Genomic DNA, 16,807 nt, shown 5'->3' on the forward strand with positions numbered 1-16,807 from the left:
TCCGGCCTCGCCGGCCGCGGGGACCGGTCTGTACCCCGGAGGATCTTGCGCAGATTTCGACAAAGCCCGCGCACGGCTTTGTCACTCGGTGACAAGTGATCCACACCAGGCATCAGATTCGTCGATTTCCGCTGTTCAACGGCTTGTCCTGGCGGATTCGTCGGACATAGCGTGCGCCTCCTGGTGCATGTGTGACGGGCCGCCATCGCATTTCTCAGAGCCGGAGCGCTGACAGATGACTTCGTTCACCACAACTTCGAAGGAGGGCCGATGGGAATCGAAGTAGTCGTCGAAGGCCTCACGAAGTCCTTCGGCAAGCAGAACATCTGGCAGGACGTCACCCTCACACTGCCCGCCGGTGAAGTGAGCGTCATGCTCGGGCCTTCCGGCACCGGAAAGACCGTCTTCCTGAAATCCATCATCGGTCTGCTGAAGCCGGAACAGGGGCGCGTCCTCATCAACGGCGTCGACATGGTGAACAGCCCGGAACGCGAGATCATGGAGACCCGGAAACTCTTCGGGCTCATGTTCCAGGACGGCGCCCTCTTCGGATCGATGTCGCTCTTCGACAACATCGCCTTCCCCTTGCGTGAACACACCCGCAAGAAGGAATCGGAGATCCGCCGGATCGTCATGGAACGGATCGACATCGTCGGTCTCCTCGGCGCCGAGGACAAACTGCCGGGTGAGATCTCCGGCGGAATGCGCAAGAGAGCCGGCCTGGCCCGCGCCCTCGTCCTGGACCCGCAGATCATCCTCTGCGACGAACCGGACTCCGGACTCGACCCGGTCCGCACCGCGTACATCTCCCAGCTGCTCATCGATCTCAACGCGCAGATCGACGCGACGATGCTGATCGTCACCCACAACCTCGACATCGCGGCCACCGTCCCGGACAACATGGGGATGCTCTTCTGCCGCAACCTCGTCACCTTCGGACCCCGCGAGGTGCTGCTCACCAGCGACATGCCGGTCGTCTCCCAGTTCCTCGCGGGACGCCGCGAAGGACCCATCGGGATGGCGGAGGAGAAGGACGCCGCCACCCTCGCCGAGGAGGAGATGAACGGCTACGGGGTCGGCATCAGCTCAGCCAACGCGCCCCGCACCGTCGTACCCCAGCTGGAGCCCTCGCCCGGCATGCCCGTCCGGCAGGCCGCGCTGCGCCGCCGCGAACGGGTCCTGTCGATGATGGGCCAGCTGCCCGAGGCCGCCCGCACCGCCATCATGAAGAGCTACACCCCGGCCGTGGGCGGTGAACGCCTGTGACGGCCCCCATGCCGGTGCTGCCCCCCGAGCCGCCCCCGTCCCCGGCGGCCGGCGCGACGCCGTCGCAGCGGCCGGAGCAGAAGGCCCCGAACCGGCTGCTCTCCCCGCTGCGCGAGACCGGGAAGCTGTTCTCGCTCGCCGCCACCGTGAGCCGGGAGGTCTTCCGACGGCCTTTCCAGGTACGGGAGTTCATCGAGCAGTTCTGGTTCGTCGCCAGCGTCACCATCCTGCCCGCCGCACTCGTCTCGATCCCGTTCGGCGCGGTCATCGCCCTCCAGGTCGGCTCGCTGACCCAGCAGCTCGGCGCCCAGTCGTTCACCGGCGGTGCCAGCGTCCTCGCCGTCATCCAGCAGGCCAGCCCCATCATCGTGGCCCTGCTGATCTCCGGCGCCGCGGGCTCGGCCATCTGCGCGGACCTCGGATCGCGGAAGATCCGTGAGGAACTCGACGCGATGGAGGTCATGGGCGTCTCGCCCATCCAGCGCCTCGTCGTCCCCCGGGTCCTGGCGACCATGCTGGTCGCCGTACTGCTCAACGGGCTCGTCTCCGTGGTCGGCACGCTCGGCGGCTACTTCTTCAACGTGATCCTCCAGCACGGCACCCCCGGGGCCTACCTGGCCAGCTTCTCCGCCCTCGCCCAGCTCCCCGACCTGTACATCAGCGAGGTCAAGGCGCTGATCTTCGGCTTCATCGCGGGCATCGTCGCCGCCTACCGGGGACTCAATCCGCGCGGCGGCCCCAAGGGGGTCGGCGACGCGGTGAACCAGTCCGTCGTCATCACCTTCATGCTGCTGTTCTTCGTGAACACGGTCCTCACGGCGATCTACCTCCAGATCGTCCCCGCGAAGGGGAGCTGACCGATGTCGATGCTCAGCTGGCTCGACCGATCAGGTGAACAACTCACCTTCTACGTACGTGCGTTGATCTGGGTTCCGCGGACCCTGCGCCGCTATCTGCGCGAGGTCCAGCGGCTGCTGGCCGAAGTGGCCTTCGGCAGTGGCGGTCTCGGTGTCATCGGCGGCACCATCGGCGTGATGGTCGCGATGACGCTCTTCACCGGCACCGTCGTCGGCCTCCAGGGATACGCGGCCCTCAACCAGATCGGCACCTCGGCCTTCACCGGCTTCATCTCCGCCTACTTCAACACCCGCGAGATCGCCCCGCTCGTCGCCGGACTCGCGCTCTCCGCGACCGTCGGCGCGGGTTTCACCGCCCAGCTCGGCGCGATGCGGATCAACGAGGAGGTCGACGCCCTGGAGGCGATGGGGGTGCGGTCCATGCCGTATCTCGTCTCCACCCGGATCATCGCCGGGGTCGTCGCGATCATCCCGCTGTACGCGATCGGGCTGCTCTCCTCGTACCTGGCGTCCCGCTACATCACGGTCCTGTTCAACGGCCAGTCCGCGGGCACCTACGACCACTACTTCAATCTCTTCCTCTCCCCGGACGACGTGCTGCTTTCGGTGCTCAAGGTGCTGATCTTCAGCGTGATGGTGATCCTCGCGCACTGCTACTACGGCTTCCACGCCACCGGCGGGCCCGCCGGTGTGGGCGTCGCGGTCGGGCGGTCGGTGCGCAACGCCATCGTGCTCATCAGCGTCACCGACTTCTTCCTCTCGCTCGCCATCTGGGGCGCGACCACGACGGTGAAGGTGGCCGGCTGATGAAATCCCACCGGACGCAGACCGTCCGCCGCAGACTCGCCGGAGTCACCTTCCTCCTCGTACCCGCCGTACTCGTCTGGTTCTCGGTCTCGGTGTACCGGAAGGACTTCACCGACGACGCCACCGTGACCGTACGCACCTCCAGCGTCGGCAACGAGATGCACGACAACGCCGATGTGAAGCTGCGCGGCGTCGTCGTCGGCCAGGTCCGCGACATCGCCGCGGACGGGAAAGGGGCCCGGCTCACCCTGGCCATCAACCCCGACAAGCTCGACCGGATCCCGGCCGACGTGACGGCCCAGATGCTGCCCACCACGCTGTTCGGGGAGCGGTTCGTCGCCCTCGTACCGCCCGAGCTGCCCTCCACGCAGCCGCTGCGGGCCGGCTCCGTCATCCCGCAGGACCGTTCCAGCAACGCCATCGAGCTGGAGGAGGTCCTCGATAACGTCCTGCCGCTGCTGACCGCCGTCAAGCCGGAGAAGCTCGCCGCCACCCTCGGCGCGGTCTCCCAGGCACTCGAAGGGCGCGGCGAGAAGCTCGGCGACACCCTCGCCACGCTCGACGCGCATCTGGCGAAGTTCAACCCCCAGCTGTCCACGCTCAACGCCGACATCAAGGAACTCGTCAAGGTGAGCAAGGTGTACGGGGACGCCGCACCCGACATCCTCGACGCACTCACCGACTTCACCACCACCAGCGGCACCATCGCCGAGCAGCAGGCACAACTCGCCGGGCTGTACGGGTCCACGACCGCCTCCGCCCAGGACCTCACCTCGTTCCTGCGGGAGAACAAGGACAACCTGATCCGGCTCTCCGCCGAGAGCAGGCCGACGCTGGAACTGCTGGCGAAGTACTCCGCCGAATTCCCCTGCACCCTGCGGACCCTGGCCGGCTTCGTCCCGGCCATGGACAAGGCGCTCGGCAAGGGCACCGACAGGCCCGGCCTCCACGTCACCATCAAGTCCGTGAAGTCCCAGGGCAAGTACGTGCCCGGCAAGGACACCCCGGTCTACGACGCGACCGGCGGACCGCACTGCTACTCCGTGCCGTACGTGGGCAAGGCCGTACCGACCGCGGACACCCGCGCGGCGACGCCGGTCACCGCACCCGGCACGACAACCGCCGAAGAACCGGCCGGCGCGACGCCGCCCGACCCGAAGTCCGGTCTCGGCATGCCCAACTCCCCGCAGGAGAGCCGGCTCGTCAACGAGCTGGTCGCTCCCTCACTGAAGGTCCAGCCGCAGACCCTGCCCGACTGGAGCAGCGTGCTCATCGGTCCGGCCTTCCGCGGTGCGGAGGTGAAGCTCAAGTGAAGCGCCGCTCTCTCGCCGCTCCGCTCACGAAATCCATCGTCTTCATCCTGGTGACCGTGCTGGCCACCACCGTGCTGGCGCTGTCCATCGCCAACACGAGCGTGGGCGACACCACCACGTACAGGGCCAGGTTCACCGACGCCACCGGACTGGTCGTCGGCGACAGCGTCCGGATCGCCGGGGTCAAGGTCGGCCAGGTCGAATCCATCCGGGTGGCCGACAAGAGGCTCGCCGAGGTCGGCTTCGCCGTGCGCAAGGGGCGCAAGCTCCCCGCGTCGGTGACCGCCTCGATCAAGTACCTCAACATGGTCGGCCAGCGTTACATCGACCTCGACCAGGGGGCCGGGCCGGTCGGCCGGAGCTTCGCCGCCGGAGCGACCATCCCGGTCTCCCGCACCACCCCGGCGCTCGACCTCACCCAGCTCTTCAACGGCTTCCAGCCGCTCTTCGAAGGGCTCTCCCCGCCCGACGTCAACCAGCTGGCCGGCTCCATCGTCCAGGTGCTCCAGGGCGAGGGCGGCACCGTGGACAGCATCCTCTCGCACGTCGGCTCGCTGACCGGCACGGTCGCCGCCAAGGACAAGGTGATCGGCGAGGTGATCAAGAACCTCAACACGGTCCTGAAGACCGTCAACGACCGCGAGGCCGGCTTCGACGACCTCGTCGACACCCTGCAGAAGCTCGTCACGGGATTCTCCGGCGACCGCAAACCGCTCGGCAAGGCGGTCACCGCCATGGGCGCGCTCACCACCGTCACCGCGGACCTCCTCGAAGACGGCCGGGCACCCCTCAAGAGCGACATCAAGCAACTCGGGCGCCTCTCCGACCAGTTGGGCAAGGGCACCCCGCAGATCGAGAGCTTCCTGCAGAAGACCCCGGCCAAGATGGCGGCGATCAGCAGGCTCACCTCGTACGGCTCCTGGCTCAACCTCTACCTCTGCGAGGCCAAGGTCGGCGGAGTGACGACCGAGGACGGCAGCGCCCCGCCCACCGGCATCGAGGTACGGAAGCCGAGGTGCCAGTCATGAGGATCAAACCCGTACGGGAACGCAACCCCGTCGCCGTGGCCGTCGTGGGCCTGGTCGTCCTCGCCCTCATCGGCCTGGGCGCCTACCGCGCCGACTCGCTGCCCTTCATCGGCGGCGGCACCACCTACAGCGCCGACTTCACCGAGTCCGCCGGACTGAGCGAGGGCGACGAGGTACGCGTCGCCGGAGTGAAGGTCGGCGAGGTCACCGGCGTCTCGCTCGACGGCCCCAAGGTGAAGGTCGGCTTCAAGGTCAAGGACGTCTGGATCGGCAACTCCTCCACCGTGGGCATCGCCATCAAGACCCTGCTCGGCGAGAAGTACCTCGCCGTCGACCCGCTGGGCGACGCCCCGCAGGACCCGGACGAGCGCATCGGGGCGAGCCGCACCGCCTCCCCGTACGACGTCACCCAGGCATTCAACGGACTCGGCGAGACCATCGGCGAGATCGACACCGCACAGCTCGCCAAGAGCTTCGAGACGATCTCCGCCACCTTCAAGGACTCCCCGCCGGACGTGAAGAGCGCGGCCGAAGGACTCTCCGCCCTCTCGAAGACCGTCTCCGAACGGGACGCCCAGCTCGCCACCCTCCTCAAGGGCAGCAAGCAGCTCACCAGGACGCTCGCCAACAAGAAGAGCAGCTTCGAAACCCTGCTGGAGGACGGCAACCTGCTCCTCGGTGAGATCCAGGCCCGCCGCGACTCCATCCACCAGCTGCTCACCGGCACCAAGAACCTGGGCACCCAGCTCACCGGCCTGGTGAAGGACAACAACAAGCAGCTGAAGCCCACCCTGGACTCGCTCGGCCGGGTCACCGCCGTCCTGGTGAAGAACCGCAAGAGCCTCGACAAGGTGCTCTCGCTCGCCGGCTCGTACAGCCGGCTCGTCGGCAACACCCTCGGCAGCGGCCGCTGGTTCGACAACTACGTCTGCGGCGTCGTCCCGAAGGAGTACCTGCCCGCGGGCACACCCGCCGGGGCCGAGTGCAAGCCACCCAAGCAGCAAGGCGGTCGCTGACATGAGAATGAAGCGCATCGTCGGCATCGGCGCCGGACTCGCGGTGGTGGCCGTCGCGGCCACCACCGGCGTGCTGGCCATGGACGACGAGGGAACGACGACCGTCACCGCCTACTTCGACCAGGCCACCGGTGTCTACGCCGGATCGGACCTGCGGATCCTCGGCGTCCGGGTCGGCCGGGTCGAATCGGTCACGCCCCGCGGCAAGGAGGTCAAGGTGGTCCTGCGCGTCGACAAGGGCGTCAAGGTCCCCGCGGCCGCGCACGCCGTGGTCGTCGCGCCCAGCCTCGTCGCCGACCGCTACGTCCAGCTCGCCCCCGCCTACGACGGCGGACCGGAACTCGCCGCGGGCGCCGTGCTTCCGGCCGCGAACAACGCCACGCCCGTCGAGGTGGACCAGCTGTACGACTCCATCACGGAGCTGTCCAAGGCGCTCGGCCCGGAAGGAGCCAACGCCGACGGCGCCCTGTCCGGACTCCTCGACACCGGCGCCAAGAACCTCGACGGCAACGGCAAGGCCATCGGGGACTCCATCGAGCAGTTCGGCAAGGCCACCAAGACGCTCGACAACAGCAGCGGGAACCTCTTCGACACGCTGTCCTACCTCCAGACCTTCACCACCATGCTGAAGGAGAACGACGGCAACGTGCGGGCCGCCGAACAGCAGCTCAACTCGGTCACCGGCTTCCTCGCCGAGGACAAGGAGAACCTCGGCGCCGCACTGAAGGAACTCGGCACCGCACTCGGCCAGGTCAAGGGCTTCATCCAGAAGAACCGCGGTGCATTGAAGGCGAACGTCGACGCCCTGGTGCCGCTCACCCAGACCCTGGTCGACCAGCGGGCCTCGCTCGCCGAGGCGATGGACACACTGCCGCTCGCCGCCGGCAACGTCGTCAACGCCTACGACCCGGTCAACCGCACCCTCAACGGCCGCACCGACCTCAACGAGCTCTCCATGGGACCGCTCACCGAGGCCGCCGGACTCGCCGGCCTCACCCCGGTGGACAGCGCACGGCGCAAGGCGCTGCCCACCCTGCCGCTCCCGGCCGTCGGGACCGTCTACGGCACCCCGGCGAAGACCGCCACGGAAAAGAAGGGGGCGAACCGATGAGCCGTACGCTGCGCGGACCCGGACCCCGCACGACCGGCATCGCCGCGGTGCTGGCCGTGGGCGTCGGCCTGGCCCTCGTCGTCACCTCCTCCGGCCTGCCCTCGTTCACCGGGATCGACCAGGTGCCGCTGCCCGGCGGCGCCGACCTCGGCGACCACCCGTACGAGATCACCGCGGAATTCGCCGACGTACTCAGCCTCGCCCCGCAGGCATCGGTCAAGGTCAACGACGTCGCCGTCGGCCGGGTCACCAAGGTCTCCCTGGGCTCGGGCAGCTGGAACGCCAAGGTCACCATGCGGGTCAACGGCAAGGTCGACCTGCCCGCCAACGCCTACGCCCACCTGGAACAGTCCAGCCTCCTCGGCGAGAAGTACATCCAGCTCGCCGCCCCGGCACGCGGCACCGCACAGGGCAGGCTCGCCGACGGGGACCGGATCCCGCTGACCCGCACCAACCGGAACCCCGAGGTCGAAGAGGTCTTCGGCGCCCTGTCGATGCTGCTCAACGGCGGTGGCGTCAACCAGCTCAAGACCATCACCACCGAGCTCGACAAGGCACTCGCCGGACGCGAACCCCAGATGCGCTCCATGCTCGGCCGGGTCAACACCCTCGTGACCAACCTGGACGGCCACAAGAAGGACATCACCGACGCCCTCGACGGAGTGAACCGGCTCTCCGCCACCCTCGCCACCCGCAAACAGGACGTCGGCACGGTCCTCACCGGGCTCAGCCCCGGACTGAAGGTCCTGGAGAAGCAGCGCGGCTCGCTCCTCACCATGCTGCGCTCACTCGACACCCTCTCCACCGTGGCAGTCGACACGGTCGACAAGAGCAAGGCCGACATGATCGCCGACCTCAAGGCCCTCGCCCCCAGCCTCAAGGCGCTCGCCGACTCCGGACGCGACCTGCCCGACTCCCTCCAGGTGCTGCTCACCTACCCGTTCACCGACGAGGTGCTGCGCGGGGTGAAGGGCGACTACCTCAACGTCTACCTGGATCTGACGGCCGTGCCCGGCACGCAGATCATCCCGCCGATCGTCCCGGCGGCCCCTCCGGCGACCGGGGCCGCTTCGAGCCGGTCCGGGCAGGCACCGCCGCTGCCCCTTCCCCAGGTCCCGACGGCGGGCACGAACGGGAGCAGCCGATGATCACCCTCGCCATCCGGCTCAAGAACATCTCCTTCCTGATCATCGCGGTGCTCGTGCTCGGCTTTCTCGGAGTGCGCTACGCCGACCTCGGCCACTACATCGGGCTGCGCAGCTACTACACCGTCACGGTCCAACTCCCGCGCACCGGAGGGCTGTACACCCACTCCAACGTCACCTACCGCGGCGTGTCGGTGGGCCGGGTCGGGCCGATCGAGCTCACCGACGACGGAGTCGAGGCCGAACTGCGCATCGAGAAGGACGCCCCGAAGATCCCGGACGGCCTCAAGGCCGTCGTCGCCAGTCTCTCCTCTGTCGGCGAGCAGTACGTCGACCTGCGGCCCACCCGCACCGAGGGCCCGTACCTGGCGAACGGCTCCGTCATCGACCAGGCCGACACGACCGTCCCCGCGCCCGTCACCGATGTCCTCACCAGTGTCAACGACCTGGCGGGCTCGGTCGACCTGGAGTCCCTGCGCACGGTCGTCGACGAGTTCGGCACCGCGTTCGAGGGGCGCGGCGACGACCTCCAGGTGCTGCTGGACACCGGGAGCGAATTCGTCCAGGCGGCGGACGACGCACTGCCCGTCAACATCCGGCTGATGGCCGACGGCCGGACCGTGCTGCGCACCCAGGCCGAACAGGGCGAAGCGCTCAAGGGCTTCGCCTCCGGGGCCGAGGAACTGGCCGCCCAGCTCAAGAGCTCCGACACCGATCTGCGCAAGCTGATCGCGGTCGCCCCCGACGCGACCGGACAGATCAGCGGGCTGCTGCGGGACATCGACCCGAGCTTCGGTGTCGTCGTCGCCAACCTCCTCACCACCTCCGAGGTCGCCGTCACCCGGCAGCGCGGCATCGAGGAACTCCTGGTGAAACTGCCCGCGGTGGCCGCTGCCGGGGCCAGCGCGATCGACGAGAACGGCGCCCGGTTCGGCATGTCGGTCACCTTCTTCGAACCCCTGCCCTGCACCGCCGGATACGGCGGCACCGTCTACCGCAGCGGACTGGACACCTCGGCCGGGCCGCCGGTCAACACCAAGGCCCGCTGCACCTCCTCGCCCGGCACCGGCATCAACGTCCGGGGCAGCGCCAACGCTCCGAAGGGCGGCGCCGTGCCCGAACCGGCCAAGCCCGGCTCGATGCTGCTGGGCGGCGACGCGGACCGGCTCCCGGGCGCGCTCGGTGTCACCGGCCGGAGCCCGGCGGCCGGGGACGGCATGGCCGGACTGCTGGGCCTCGGACAGGAAGGCGGCCGATGACGCCCCGGACCAGGACCCTGACCGGCTGGGCGGTGCTGCTCGTCGCGGCGCTGGTCTGCGCCCTCGGCGGCTGGTCGTACGCGCGGGCGCGCGGCGACGACGACCTGGCGTACGCGAAGAGCCGCGATGCCGCACTGGCCGACGGGAAGCACCACCTCGCCCGGCTGAACAGCCTCGACGCCAAGGACGCCAGAAGCGTGGACGCCGGCCTCGGCGCCTGGCTCGACGCATCGACCGGGCCGCTCCACGACCAGCTGGGACGGACCCGGAGCAAGGACGCCAAGGAACTGACCAAGTCCGGTGCCACCGCACACGGGAAAGTCACCGACGCGGCGCTCACCGCGCTCGACGAGCGGACCGGGACGGCGGAGCTGATCGCGACCGTCGATGTCGAGGTCACCCCGCGCACCGGAAGGAGCGGCACCGAACGCAAGCGCTTCGAGGCCACGCTGTCCCGGACCGAGGACGGCTGGAAGGTCAAGGCGCTCACGGCGATCCCGGTCGGGAGCGGCGCATGAAACAGCGGGGAGGGACGGCGGTCGTGAGCACGGACGTGGACGCGCGGGACGTCGAGGAACGCGAAGCGGCCGCGGAGGGACCCGACGCGGCCACCGACGAGGGACAGCCGGACCCGCCCGGCCCGGTCCGGCGGTGGCCGCGCGCCGTGGCGGCGGTCCTGGCCGTCGTGCTGCTCGCGGCCGGCGGTGTGCTCTTCGCCCAGGGCAGGGCGCTGCGCGACACCCCCGCCACCTCGAACCGCGCGCTGACCGACAGCGAGGCGACCACTCGGGTCGCGGGCGATGTCAGCAACGCACTCGGCAAGGTCTTCTCCTACAGCCCGCAGGCCACCGCCGTCACCAAGGAAGCGGCGAAGCAGCTCCTGGCCGGCAAGGCGCTCCAGCAGTACGCCGCCCTGTTCGGCCAGGTCGAGAAGCAGGCCGCCGACCAGAAGTTGACCCTCACCACTCATGTCGTGCGCGCCGGAGTGACCCGGCTGACGGAGAACAGCGCCCACCTGCTGGTCTTCCTCGACCAGGTCTACGAGCGGGAGGGCAAGCCGGCCACCACGGCGGCCGCGCAGCTCTCCGTCACCGCCCGACTCCGGGACGGCCACTGGGTCGTGGTCGAGATCACCTCCAGATAGCAGTGCCCACACTCGCGCAACTCGGTACGGATCGGCCGGCAGGGGAGAGACAGCAATGGCACGGGTACGGATCACGAGGAACCCGCTGATGGCGGCGGCGGTCGTGCTGACGGTCGTGGCGGCCAGTGCGGCGGCCTGGGGCGGCGTCTCCCGCTACGAGGCCGCGCACGACGAGTCGGCGGCGTACGCGCAGGCGCGCGACGAGGCGCTGGCCGCGGGCGAGCAGGCCGTGCAGAACATGAACACGCTGGACCACCGGAAGCTGGCGAAGGGCCTGGACAGCTGGGAGGACTCCACCACCGGCGATCTGCACCAGCAACTCGTGGACGGGCGGGACGCGTTCGTGAAGCAGATCCAGGAGGCGAAGACGGTCAGCACGGCCCAGATCCTGTCCGGGGCGGTGACCGAACTCGACGACCGGGCCGGGAAGGCCGGAGTGATGGTGGCGCTGCGGGTCACCGTGACCGCGCCGAAGGGCAAGCCCGCGGTGAAGGAGAGCCGGATGCTCGGCCAACTCAGCCGTACCTCCGAGGGGTGGAAGCTCAGCGCCCTCGGCCAGGCACCCGTCGGCAACACGGCCGGCTGACGCCACCGACCCCCACCCCGCCACCGAGAGGACCCCGGACATGTCGACGACCCGTCACCTCGTCAACCGTCAGCGCCGCCTGGCCACCGTCGCCGCGGAACGCGCCGCAGCCCCGGCGCGCGGGCCCTCGACCCCGGACCTCGACGAGCCGGTGCCGGACCCGTCCGCGAAGGACACCGCGGCCGAGGACGGGGCCACCGAGGACGGGGCCGGGGACGACGCCGACCCGGCAGAGGCCGATGGAACAGCGGCGGTCCGGGAGAAGAAGGATCCGGGCGGCGCGCGGCCCTCCCGCCTCCGCGTCCGGCTTCCCGCCGTCCTGTGCGCCCTCACCGTGCTGCTCGGGGCCTTCGCCGCCTGGGAGTTCACCTCGGCCGGCAGCCTGCGCGACGACCCGTCCCGGCAGAACACCGCCCTCACCGACATCGGCCGCACCAGCGAGGTGAAGGGCCAGATCGCCGACGCCGTCGGCGCGGTCTTCTCGTACAACTACGCCTCGCCCGCCAACTCCGAGGAGGCGGCCAGGACCCACCTGGTAGGCAAGGCGGTGCAGCAGCACAAGGACATGCTCGCCCAGGTCCGGGCCCAGGGGCAGAAGCAGAAGCTCGTGCTGACCACCACCGTCACCGACAGCGGCGTGGAACTCCTGGACGGCGACCGGGCCCGGCTGCTGATCTTCGCCGACCAGAGCAACACCCGTACCGGCAAGTCGGACGAGACGACCTACGCGGCGGCCATGTTCGCCGTGGACGCCGTCCGCCGCGGCGACGCCTGGCGCATCTCCGCCATCGATACGTTCACCCGGTGACCCGGGGGAGAGGGGAGCACGCATGAGGTTCAACGGCACGATGCGCCGCGGACTCGGCGGCACGGCGGCCGCGGTCGTCGCGATGGCCGCGCTCACCGCGTCCCAGGCACCGGGAACCGCCGCTCACGAAGCGCCGCCGAAGGAGCGCCCCCACACCGACGAGGTCAAGTGGTCGCACGTGCCCAACGACGACTCGTACCACACCGAACTGCCGCCGCTGCAGTCGCCGAAGCCGCCGGAGGCCGGGAAGAAGCAGACTCCGGCCGCCGCCCGGTCGTGGGCCGAGGCGGGCATCCCGGCCACGGTGCTCGCCGCGTACCGCAAGGCGCAGAGCGCACTCGGGAAGACCGACCCCGGCTGCCGGCTGCCGTGGCAGTTGCTCGCGGCGATCGGCAAGGTCGAGTCCGGCCAGGCGGGCGGCGGACGGGTCGACGCGCAGGGCACGACGCTCACCCCGATCCTCGGGCCGGTCCTCAACGGTGCGGGATTCGCCAACATCCCGGACACCGACGGCGGCGCGTACGACGGCGACCGGAACTACGACCGGGCGGTCGGCCCGATGCAGTTCATCCCCTCGACCTGGGCCCACTGGGGGCAGGACGGGAACGGCGACGGGCGGCGCGACCCGAACAACATCTACGACGCCGCACTCGCCGCCGGGCACTACCTCTGCGCCGGACCGCGCGATCTGTCGGTGAAGGCCGACCTGGACCGGGCGATCCTCAGCTACAACCACTCGGACACCTATCTGCGCACCGTGCTGTCCTGGCTGGAGTTCTACCGCAAGGGCATCCACCCGGTGGCCGACGGCAAGGGCACCGTCCCCAAGAGCCCCGGCGCGGGCGGACCGAACAAGCCGAAGCATCCGGTCGGCGGCCCCGGCGCCCCGGGCGGCGGCATCATCGTGGGCCCGCAGCCAGGCGGCTCGCACCAGCCCTCGCCGTCCGTCACCCCGACGCCCACCGGTTCCCCCGACCCCACCCTCTCCCCGGACCCCACCGACCCGGGCACCGCCTCACCCGGTCCCACCGACAGCGGCTCGACCACCCCGGACCCCGGTACGAGCCCCGACCCCGGCCCCAGCACCTCCGAGCCGGGCCCCGGCTGCCCGACGGACCCGGCGTCACCCGACCCGTCCGGCACGGCCGGAACCGAATCCCCGGAACCCGACCCGACGACGAGCGAAGACCCGTGCGCCTCGCCGTCCGGCTCAGCGTCCACCGGCTGACAGCACTTCGGCCAGGTCGTACCGCACCACCTCCTCCAGCTGCGCGTAGGTGCAGCCGGCCGGGGTGCGGTCCGGCCGCCAGCGGCGGAACTGGGCGGTGTGCCGGAAGCGGTCGCCCTCCATGTGGTCGTACGCCACCTCGCAGACCCGCTCCGGGCGCAGCGCCACCCACGACTGGTCCTTCTTCCCGGACCAGCGGCTCTGCGTCCCGGGCAGCCGGGCCCGCTCGTGCGCCTCGGCATCCGCCCAGGCCGCCCACGGGTGGCCGGCGAAATCGACGCGCAGCGGCTCCAGCTCCGCGACCAGCTCCTCACGGCGCTTCATCGAGAAGGCCGCGCAGACCCCGACGTGCTGGAGCACGCCGTCGGAGTCGTACAGGCCCAGCAGGAGCGAGCCGACGACCGGGCCGCTCCGATGGAAGCGGTACCCCGCCACCACGCAGTCCGCGGTCCGCTCGTGCTTGATCTTGTACATCACCCGGGTGTCCGGACGGTAGGGCAGGTCGAGCGGCTTGGCCACCACACCGTCGAGCCCCGCGCCCTCGTAGTGCTCGAACCACTCCTGGGCGAGGGCCGGGTCCGTGGTCGCCGGGGCGAGGTGGACGGGGGGTGAGGCGCCGGACAGCGCCGCCTCCAGCACGGCGCGGCGGTCGGACTGCCGGGTGGAGAGCAGCGAATCGTCCCCCACCGCCAGGATGTCGAAGGCGATCAGGCTGGCCGGGGTCTGCTCGGCGAGCAGCCGCACCCGTGAATCGGCGGGGTGGATGCGCTCGCTGAGCCGGTCGAAGTCCAGCCGCCCGTCGTGCGCGACCACGATCTCGCCGTCGATCACACAGCGCGGCGGCAGATTGTCCCGGACGGCGCCGACCAGCTCGGGGAAGTAGCGGGTGAGCGGCTTTCCGGTGCGGCTGCCGATCACCACCTCCTCGCCGTCCCGGTGCACGATCGCCCGGAAGCCGTCCCACTTGGCCTCGTACTGCATGCCGGGCGGGATCCGGGACACGGACTTGGCGAGCATCGGCTTCACGGGAGGCATCACCGGCAGATCCATGGTCCGATTCTCACGCATGACCGCAGGCAAGTCTCCCGATATGCGGCATATGTGAGCCCGGCCTACCGTGACCGTCATGGGTGCAGCGGCGAAAGCAGTGGAGCTCGAAGCCGGCGGACGGGCCGTACGGCTCTCCAGTCCGGACAAGGTCTACTTCCCGGAGAAGGGCTACACCAAGAGGGACGTGGCCGAGTACTTCCTGGCCGTGGGTCCCGGCATCACCCGCGCGCTGCGCGACCGGCCCACCACCCTCCAGCGCTTCGTGGACGGCGTCGAGGGCGAGTTCTTCTACCAGAAGCGGGCCCCGAAGAACCTCCCCGACTGGATCCCCACGGCCGAGATCGCCTTCCCGAGCGGCCGGCCCGCCGACGAGATCTGCCCCACCGAGCTCGCCGCCGTCATCTGGGCCGCCAACCTCGGCACCCTCACCTTCCACCCCTGGCCGGTCCGCAGCGCCGACACCGACCACCCCGACGAGCTGCGCATCGACCTCGACCCGCAGCCCGGCACCGACTACGCCGACGCGGTGCGCGCCGCCCACGAACTGCGGTCCGTGCTCGACGGCCACGGGCTGCGCGGCTGGCCCAAGACCTCCGGCGGCCGGGGCATCCACGTCTTTGTCCCGATCGTCCCGGAGTGGACGTTCACCGAGGTCAGACGGGCCACCATCGCCGCCGGACGGGAACTGGAACGCCGCATGCCGGACCGGGTGACCACGGCCTGGTGGAAGGAGGAACGCGGCGAGCGGATCTTCGTCGACTTCAACCAGACCGCCCGCGACCGCACGATCGCCTCCGCCTACTCCGTACGCCCGCGCCCGCACGCCCCGGTCTCCGCCCCGCTCTGCTGGGAGGAGATCGACGACGCCGAACCGGACGACTTCGACATCAGGACCATGCCCAAGCGCTACGCCGAGGTGGGCGATGTGCACGCGGACATGGACGACCACGCCTTCCGGCTCGACGCGCTGCTGGAGCTGGCGGACCGGGACGAGCGGGAACGCGGACTCGGCGACATGCCGTACCCGCCGGAGTACCCCAAGATGCCGGGCGAGCCGAAACGGGTCCAGCCGAGCCGGGCCCGGCACGACGAGGGCACCGAGGGATGAGCGCACCCGACCCGGAGCCCGCCGCCCCGCACGGGGCACATGCCCGGCCCCCGGCCCGCGGCGGCCGATGGGCGGAGTTCAAGGCGTCCCCGTATCTGCCCGCCGTCGTGCTCCTGTTCATCATCGCGGCAGCGGCCGGGCTCTTCGCGGGTTCCTACACGTACGCGATGGCCAACCCGACCCCGCGCAACATCCCCGCCGCCGTGGTCGGCCGGCCCGACACCCCGCGCGACAAGGTCTTCCTCGACCGGCTTGAGGACGAGCTCAACGCCTCGCTGGTGCTCCACGAGTACGCCACCGCGGCCGGAGCCCGCACCGCGCTGGAGGAGCAGAAGGTCTTCGCCATCCTGCGGCCCGAGAACGGCGGGGTCGGACTGGACATCGCGAGCGCGTCCGGAGCCTCGGTCGCCCAGCTGCTCGCCGAGTCCACGCTGAAGGTGGGGGAAGCGGCCCATGTGCCGGTGAAGGTCACGGATGTGAAGCCCTTGCAAAGGGGCGATCCGCGCGGTCTTGCTCTCTTCTACATCTCGCTCGCCGCGGTGATCGTCGGGTTCGTCGGTGCGATCCAGTTGAGTGTGCACGCCAAGGCACTGGAGCCCCTGGAGCGCATCGGGTTCACCATCGCCTACGCCCTGCTCGGCGGGTTCGCCATCGCCGCCGTGGTGGACTGGCTGCTCGGCTCCGTCGACCTGCCGTTCGTCCAGTCGTGGATGATCCTCTCCCTCACCATGTTCACCACGGGCATGGTCTTCACCATGTTCAACGCTTTGATCGGGCGCTGGGCGATGCTCCCCACCTGGGGACTCATGGTGATGCTCGGCAACCCGTCCTCCGGCGGTGCGGTGTCCTGGCCGCTGCTGCCGTCGGTGCTCGGTTTCATCGGCCGCTGGCTTCCCCCGGGCGCCTCGGTCAATGCCCAGCATGCCGCCGTCTACTACCAGGGGCACCAGCGGATCTTCCCGTACCTGGTGCTCGCCGGATGGCTGCTCGTCTCCTGCACGGTGTTCTGGGTGTGGCGCCACCGGCACCCGGGAGGCCGTGACCACATGCCTCAGCACGCGGCCACGGCCACCTGAACCCG

17 protein-coding genes are annotated in these 16,807 nt (G+C 70.1%); 16 read left to right on the forward strand and 1 reads right to left on the reverse strand.

Translation table 11 applies throughout. The features are described 5' to 3' along the window. Positions 1 to 270 precede the first annotated feature (270 nt). The 14 genes from ACFYY1_RS32495 (at position 271) to ACFYY1_RS32560 (ending at position 13,568) form a co-directional block, all read left to right on the forward strand. Positions 271 to 1,266: an ABC transporter ATP-binding protein gene (locus tag ACFYY1_RS32495; protein WP_266728080.1), complete on the forward strand. Its 996-nt coding sequence runs from the start codon at positions 271 to 273 to the stop codon at positions 1,264 to 1,266. Further along, the gene (locus ACFYY1_RS32500) at positions 1,263 to 2,123 is read left to right on the forward strand and encodes an MlaE family ABC transporter permease (protein ID WP_388591936.1); all 861 of its coding nucleotides are present in this window, start codon (positions 1,263 to 1,265) and stop codon (positions 2,121 to 2,123) included. The genes ACFYY1_RS32495 and ACFYY1_RS32500 overlap by 4 nt, the downstream gene beginning before the upstream one ends. A gap of 3 nt (positions 2,124 to 2,126) precedes the next feature. Further along, positions 2,127 to 2,930, forward strand: coding sequence for an ABC transporter permease (locus tag ACFYY1_RS32505; RefSeq protein WP_072485014.1), 804 nt, complete (start codon positions 2,127 to 2,129; stop codon positions 2,928 to 2,930). Next, positions 2,930 to 4,243, forward strand: a complete 1,314-nt coding sequence (locus tag ACFYY1_RS32510; RefSeq protein WP_388591938.1) for an MCE family protein — start codon at positions 2,930 to 2,932, stop codon at positions 4,241 to 4,243. Before ACFYY1_RS32505 ends, ACFYY1_RS32510 begins: the two co-directional genes overlap by 1 nt. Further along, positions 4,240 to 5,271, forward strand: coding sequence for an MCE family protein (locus ACFYY1_RS32515; RefSeq protein WP_388591940.1), 1,032 nt, complete (start codon positions 4,240 to 4,242; stop codon positions 5,269 to 5,271). The genes ACFYY1_RS32510 and ACFYY1_RS32515 overlap by 4 nt, the downstream gene beginning before the upstream one ends. Further along, complete coding sequence (locus tag ACFYY1_RS32520; protein ID WP_388591942.1) at positions 5,268 to 6,287, forward strand: MCE family protein; 1,020 nt, start codon at positions 5,268 to 5,270, stop codon at positions 6,285 to 6,287. Before ACFYY1_RS32515 ends, ACFYY1_RS32520 begins: the two co-directional genes overlap by 4 nt. A gap of 1 nt (position 6,288) precedes the next feature. Continuing rightward, positions 6,289 to 7,398 (forward strand): MCE family protein, encoded by a 1,110-nt coding sequence (locus ACFYY1_RS32525; protein WP_388591944.1) that lies wholly within the window; start codon positions 6,289 to 6,291, stop codon positions 7,396 to 7,398. Then, on the forward strand, positions 7,395 to 8,546 hold the full coding sequence (locus tag ACFYY1_RS32530) for an MCE family protein (RefSeq protein ID WP_388591946.1): 1,152 nt from the start codon (positions 7,395 to 7,397) through the stop codon (positions 8,544 to 8,546). The genes ACFYY1_RS32525 and ACFYY1_RS32530 overlap by 4 nt, the downstream gene beginning before the upstream one ends. Next, positions 8,543 to 9,802 (forward strand): MCE family protein, encoded by a 1,260-nt coding sequence (locus tag ACFYY1_RS32535; RefSeq protein WP_388591947.1) that lies wholly within the window; start codon positions 8,543 to 8,545, stop codon positions 9,800 to 9,802. Before ACFYY1_RS32530 ends, ACFYY1_RS32535 begins: the two co-directional genes overlap by 4 nt. Further along, on the forward strand, positions 9,799 to 10,320 hold the full coding sequence (locus ACFYY1_RS32540) for a hypothetical protein (RefSeq protein ID WP_388591949.1): 522 nt from the start codon (positions 9,799 to 9,801) through the stop codon (positions 10,318 to 10,320). Before ACFYY1_RS32535 ends, ACFYY1_RS32540 begins: the two co-directional genes overlap by 4 nt. Continuing rightward, positions 10,317 to 10,946: a hypothetical protein gene (locus ACFYY1_RS32545; protein ID WP_388591951.1), complete on the forward strand. Its 630-nt coding sequence runs from the start codon at positions 10,317 to 10,319 to the stop codon at positions 10,944 to 10,946. The genes ACFYY1_RS32540 and ACFYY1_RS32545 overlap by 4 nt, the downstream gene beginning before the upstream one ends. A gap of 88 nt (positions 10,947 to 11,034) precedes the next feature. Beyond that, the gene (locus tag ACFYY1_RS32550) at positions 11,035 to 11,532 is read left to right on the forward strand and encodes a hypothetical protein (protein ID WP_388592067.1); all 498 of its coding nucleotides are present in this window, start codon (positions 11,035 to 11,037) and stop codon (positions 11,530 to 11,532) included. 40 nt (positions 11,533 to 11,572) lie between these two features. Continuing rightward, positions 11,573 to 12,340 (forward strand): hypothetical protein, encoded by a 768-nt coding sequence (locus ACFYY1_RS32555; RefSeq protein ID WP_388591952.1) that lies wholly within the window; start codon positions 11,573 to 11,575, stop codon positions 12,338 to 12,340. 22 nt (positions 12,341 to 12,362) lie between these two features. Next, positions 12,363 to 13,568, forward strand: a complete 1,206-nt coding sequence (locus ACFYY1_RS32560; RefSeq protein ID WP_388591954.1) for a lytic murein transglycosylase — start codon at positions 12,363 to 12,365, stop codon at positions 13,566 to 13,568. On the opposite strand, the gene ACFYY1_RS32565 is transcribed toward ACFYY1_RS32560, so the two are convergent. Further along, positions 13,551 to 14,618 carry an ATP-dependent DNA ligase gene (locus ACFYY1_RS32565; protein ID WP_388592068.1) on the reverse strand — a complete coding sequence of 356 codons (1,068 nt, stop codon included), beginning with the start codon at positions 14,616 to 14,618 and terminating at the stop codon, positions 13,551 to 13,553. The genes ACFYY1_RS32560 and ACFYY1_RS32565 overlap by 18 nt on opposite strands. Before the next feature lie 97 nt (positions 14,619 to 14,715). On the opposite strand from ACFYY1_RS32565, the gene ligD reads away from it, so the two are divergent. Together ligD and ACFYY1_RS32575 are read left to right on the forward strand one after the other, a co-directional pair. Further along, positions 14,716 to 15,726 (forward strand): non-homologous end-joining DNA ligase, encoded by a 1,011-nt coding sequence (ligD, locus tag ACFYY1_RS32570; RefSeq protein ID WP_388592070.1) that lies wholly within the window; start codon positions 14,716 to 14,718, stop codon positions 15,724 to 15,726. Beyond that, the gene (locus ACFYY1_RS32575; RefSeq protein ID WP_388591956.1) at positions 15,723 to 16,802 is read left to right on the forward strand and encodes an ABC transporter permease; all 1,080 of its coding nucleotides are present in this window, start codon (positions 15,723 to 15,725) and stop codon (positions 16,800 to 16,802) included. The genes ligD and ACFYY1_RS32575 overlap by 4 nt, the downstream gene beginning before the upstream one ends. Positions 16,803 to 16,807: the final 5 nt, after the last annotated feature.

Origin of the sequence: Streptomyces sp. NPDC001890 (assembly GCF_042891445.1) — a bacterium.
GTDB lineage: Bacteria > Actinomycetota > Actinomycetes > Streptomycetales > Streptomycetaceae > Streptomyces.

What these genes read in the sequence shown, in the direction of transcription:
- ACFYY1_RS32495 (WP_266728080.1), top strand. Translation starts at nt 271, where the DNA reads ATGGGAATCGAAGTAGTCGTCGAAGGCCTCACGAAGTCCTTCGGCAAG.
- ACFYY1_RS32505 (WP_072485014.1), top strand. Translation starts at nt 2,127, where the DNA reads ATGTCGATGCTCAGCTGGCTCGACCGATCAGGTGAACAACTCACCTTC.
- ACFYY1_RS32510 (WP_388591938.1), top strand. Translation starts at nt 2,930, where the DNA reads ATGAAATCCCACCGGACGCAGACCGTCCGCCGCAGACTCGCCGGAGTC.
- ACFYY1_RS32520 (WP_388591942.1), top strand. Translation starts at nt 5,268, where the DNA reads ATGAGGATCAAACCCGTACGGGAACGCAACCCCGTCGCCGTGGCCGTC.
- ACFYY1_RS32525 (WP_388591944.1), top strand. Translation starts at nt 6,289, where the DNA reads ATGAGAATGAAGCGCATCGTCGGCATCGGCGCCGGACTCGCGGTGGTG.
- ACFYY1_RS32530 (WP_388591946.1), top strand. Translation starts at nt 7,395, where the DNA reads ATGAGCCGTACGCTGCGCGGACCCGGACCCCGCACGACCGGCATCGCC.
- ACFYY1_RS32535 (WP_388591947.1), top strand. Translation starts at nt 8,543, where the DNA reads ATGATCACCCTCGCCATCCGGCTCAAGAACATCTCCTTCCTGATCATC.
- ACFYY1_RS32540 (WP_388591949.1), top strand. Translation starts at nt 9,799, where the DNA reads ATGACGCCCCGGACCAGGACCCTGACCGGCTGGGCGGTGCTGCTCGTC.
- ACFYY1_RS32545 (WP_388591951.1), top strand. Translation starts at nt 10,317, where the DNA reads ATGAAACAGCGGGGAGGGACGGCGGTCGTGAGCACGGACGTGGACGCG.
- ACFYY1_RS32550 (WP_388592067.1), top strand. Translation starts at nt 11,035, where the DNA reads ATGGCGGCGGCGGTCGTGCTGACGGTCGTGGCGGCCAGTGCGGCGGCC.
- ACFYY1_RS32555 (WP_388591952.1), top strand. Translation starts at nt 11,573, where the DNA reads ATGTCGACGACCCGTCACCTCGTCAACCGTCAGCGCCGCCTGGCCACC.
- ACFYY1_RS32560 (WP_388591954.1), top strand. Translation starts at nt 12,363, where the DNA reads ATGAGGTTCAACGGCACGATGCGCCGCGGACTCGGCGGCACGGCGGCC.
- ACFYY1_RS32565 (WP_388592068.1), bottom strand. Translation starts at nt 14,618, where the DNA reads ATGGATCTGCCGGTGATGCCTCCCGTGAAGCCGATGCTCGCCAAGTCC.
- ACFYY1_RS32575 (WP_388591956.1), top strand. Translation starts at nt 15,723, where the DNA reads ATGAGCGCACCCGACCCGGAGCCCGCCGCCCCGCACGGGGCACATGCC.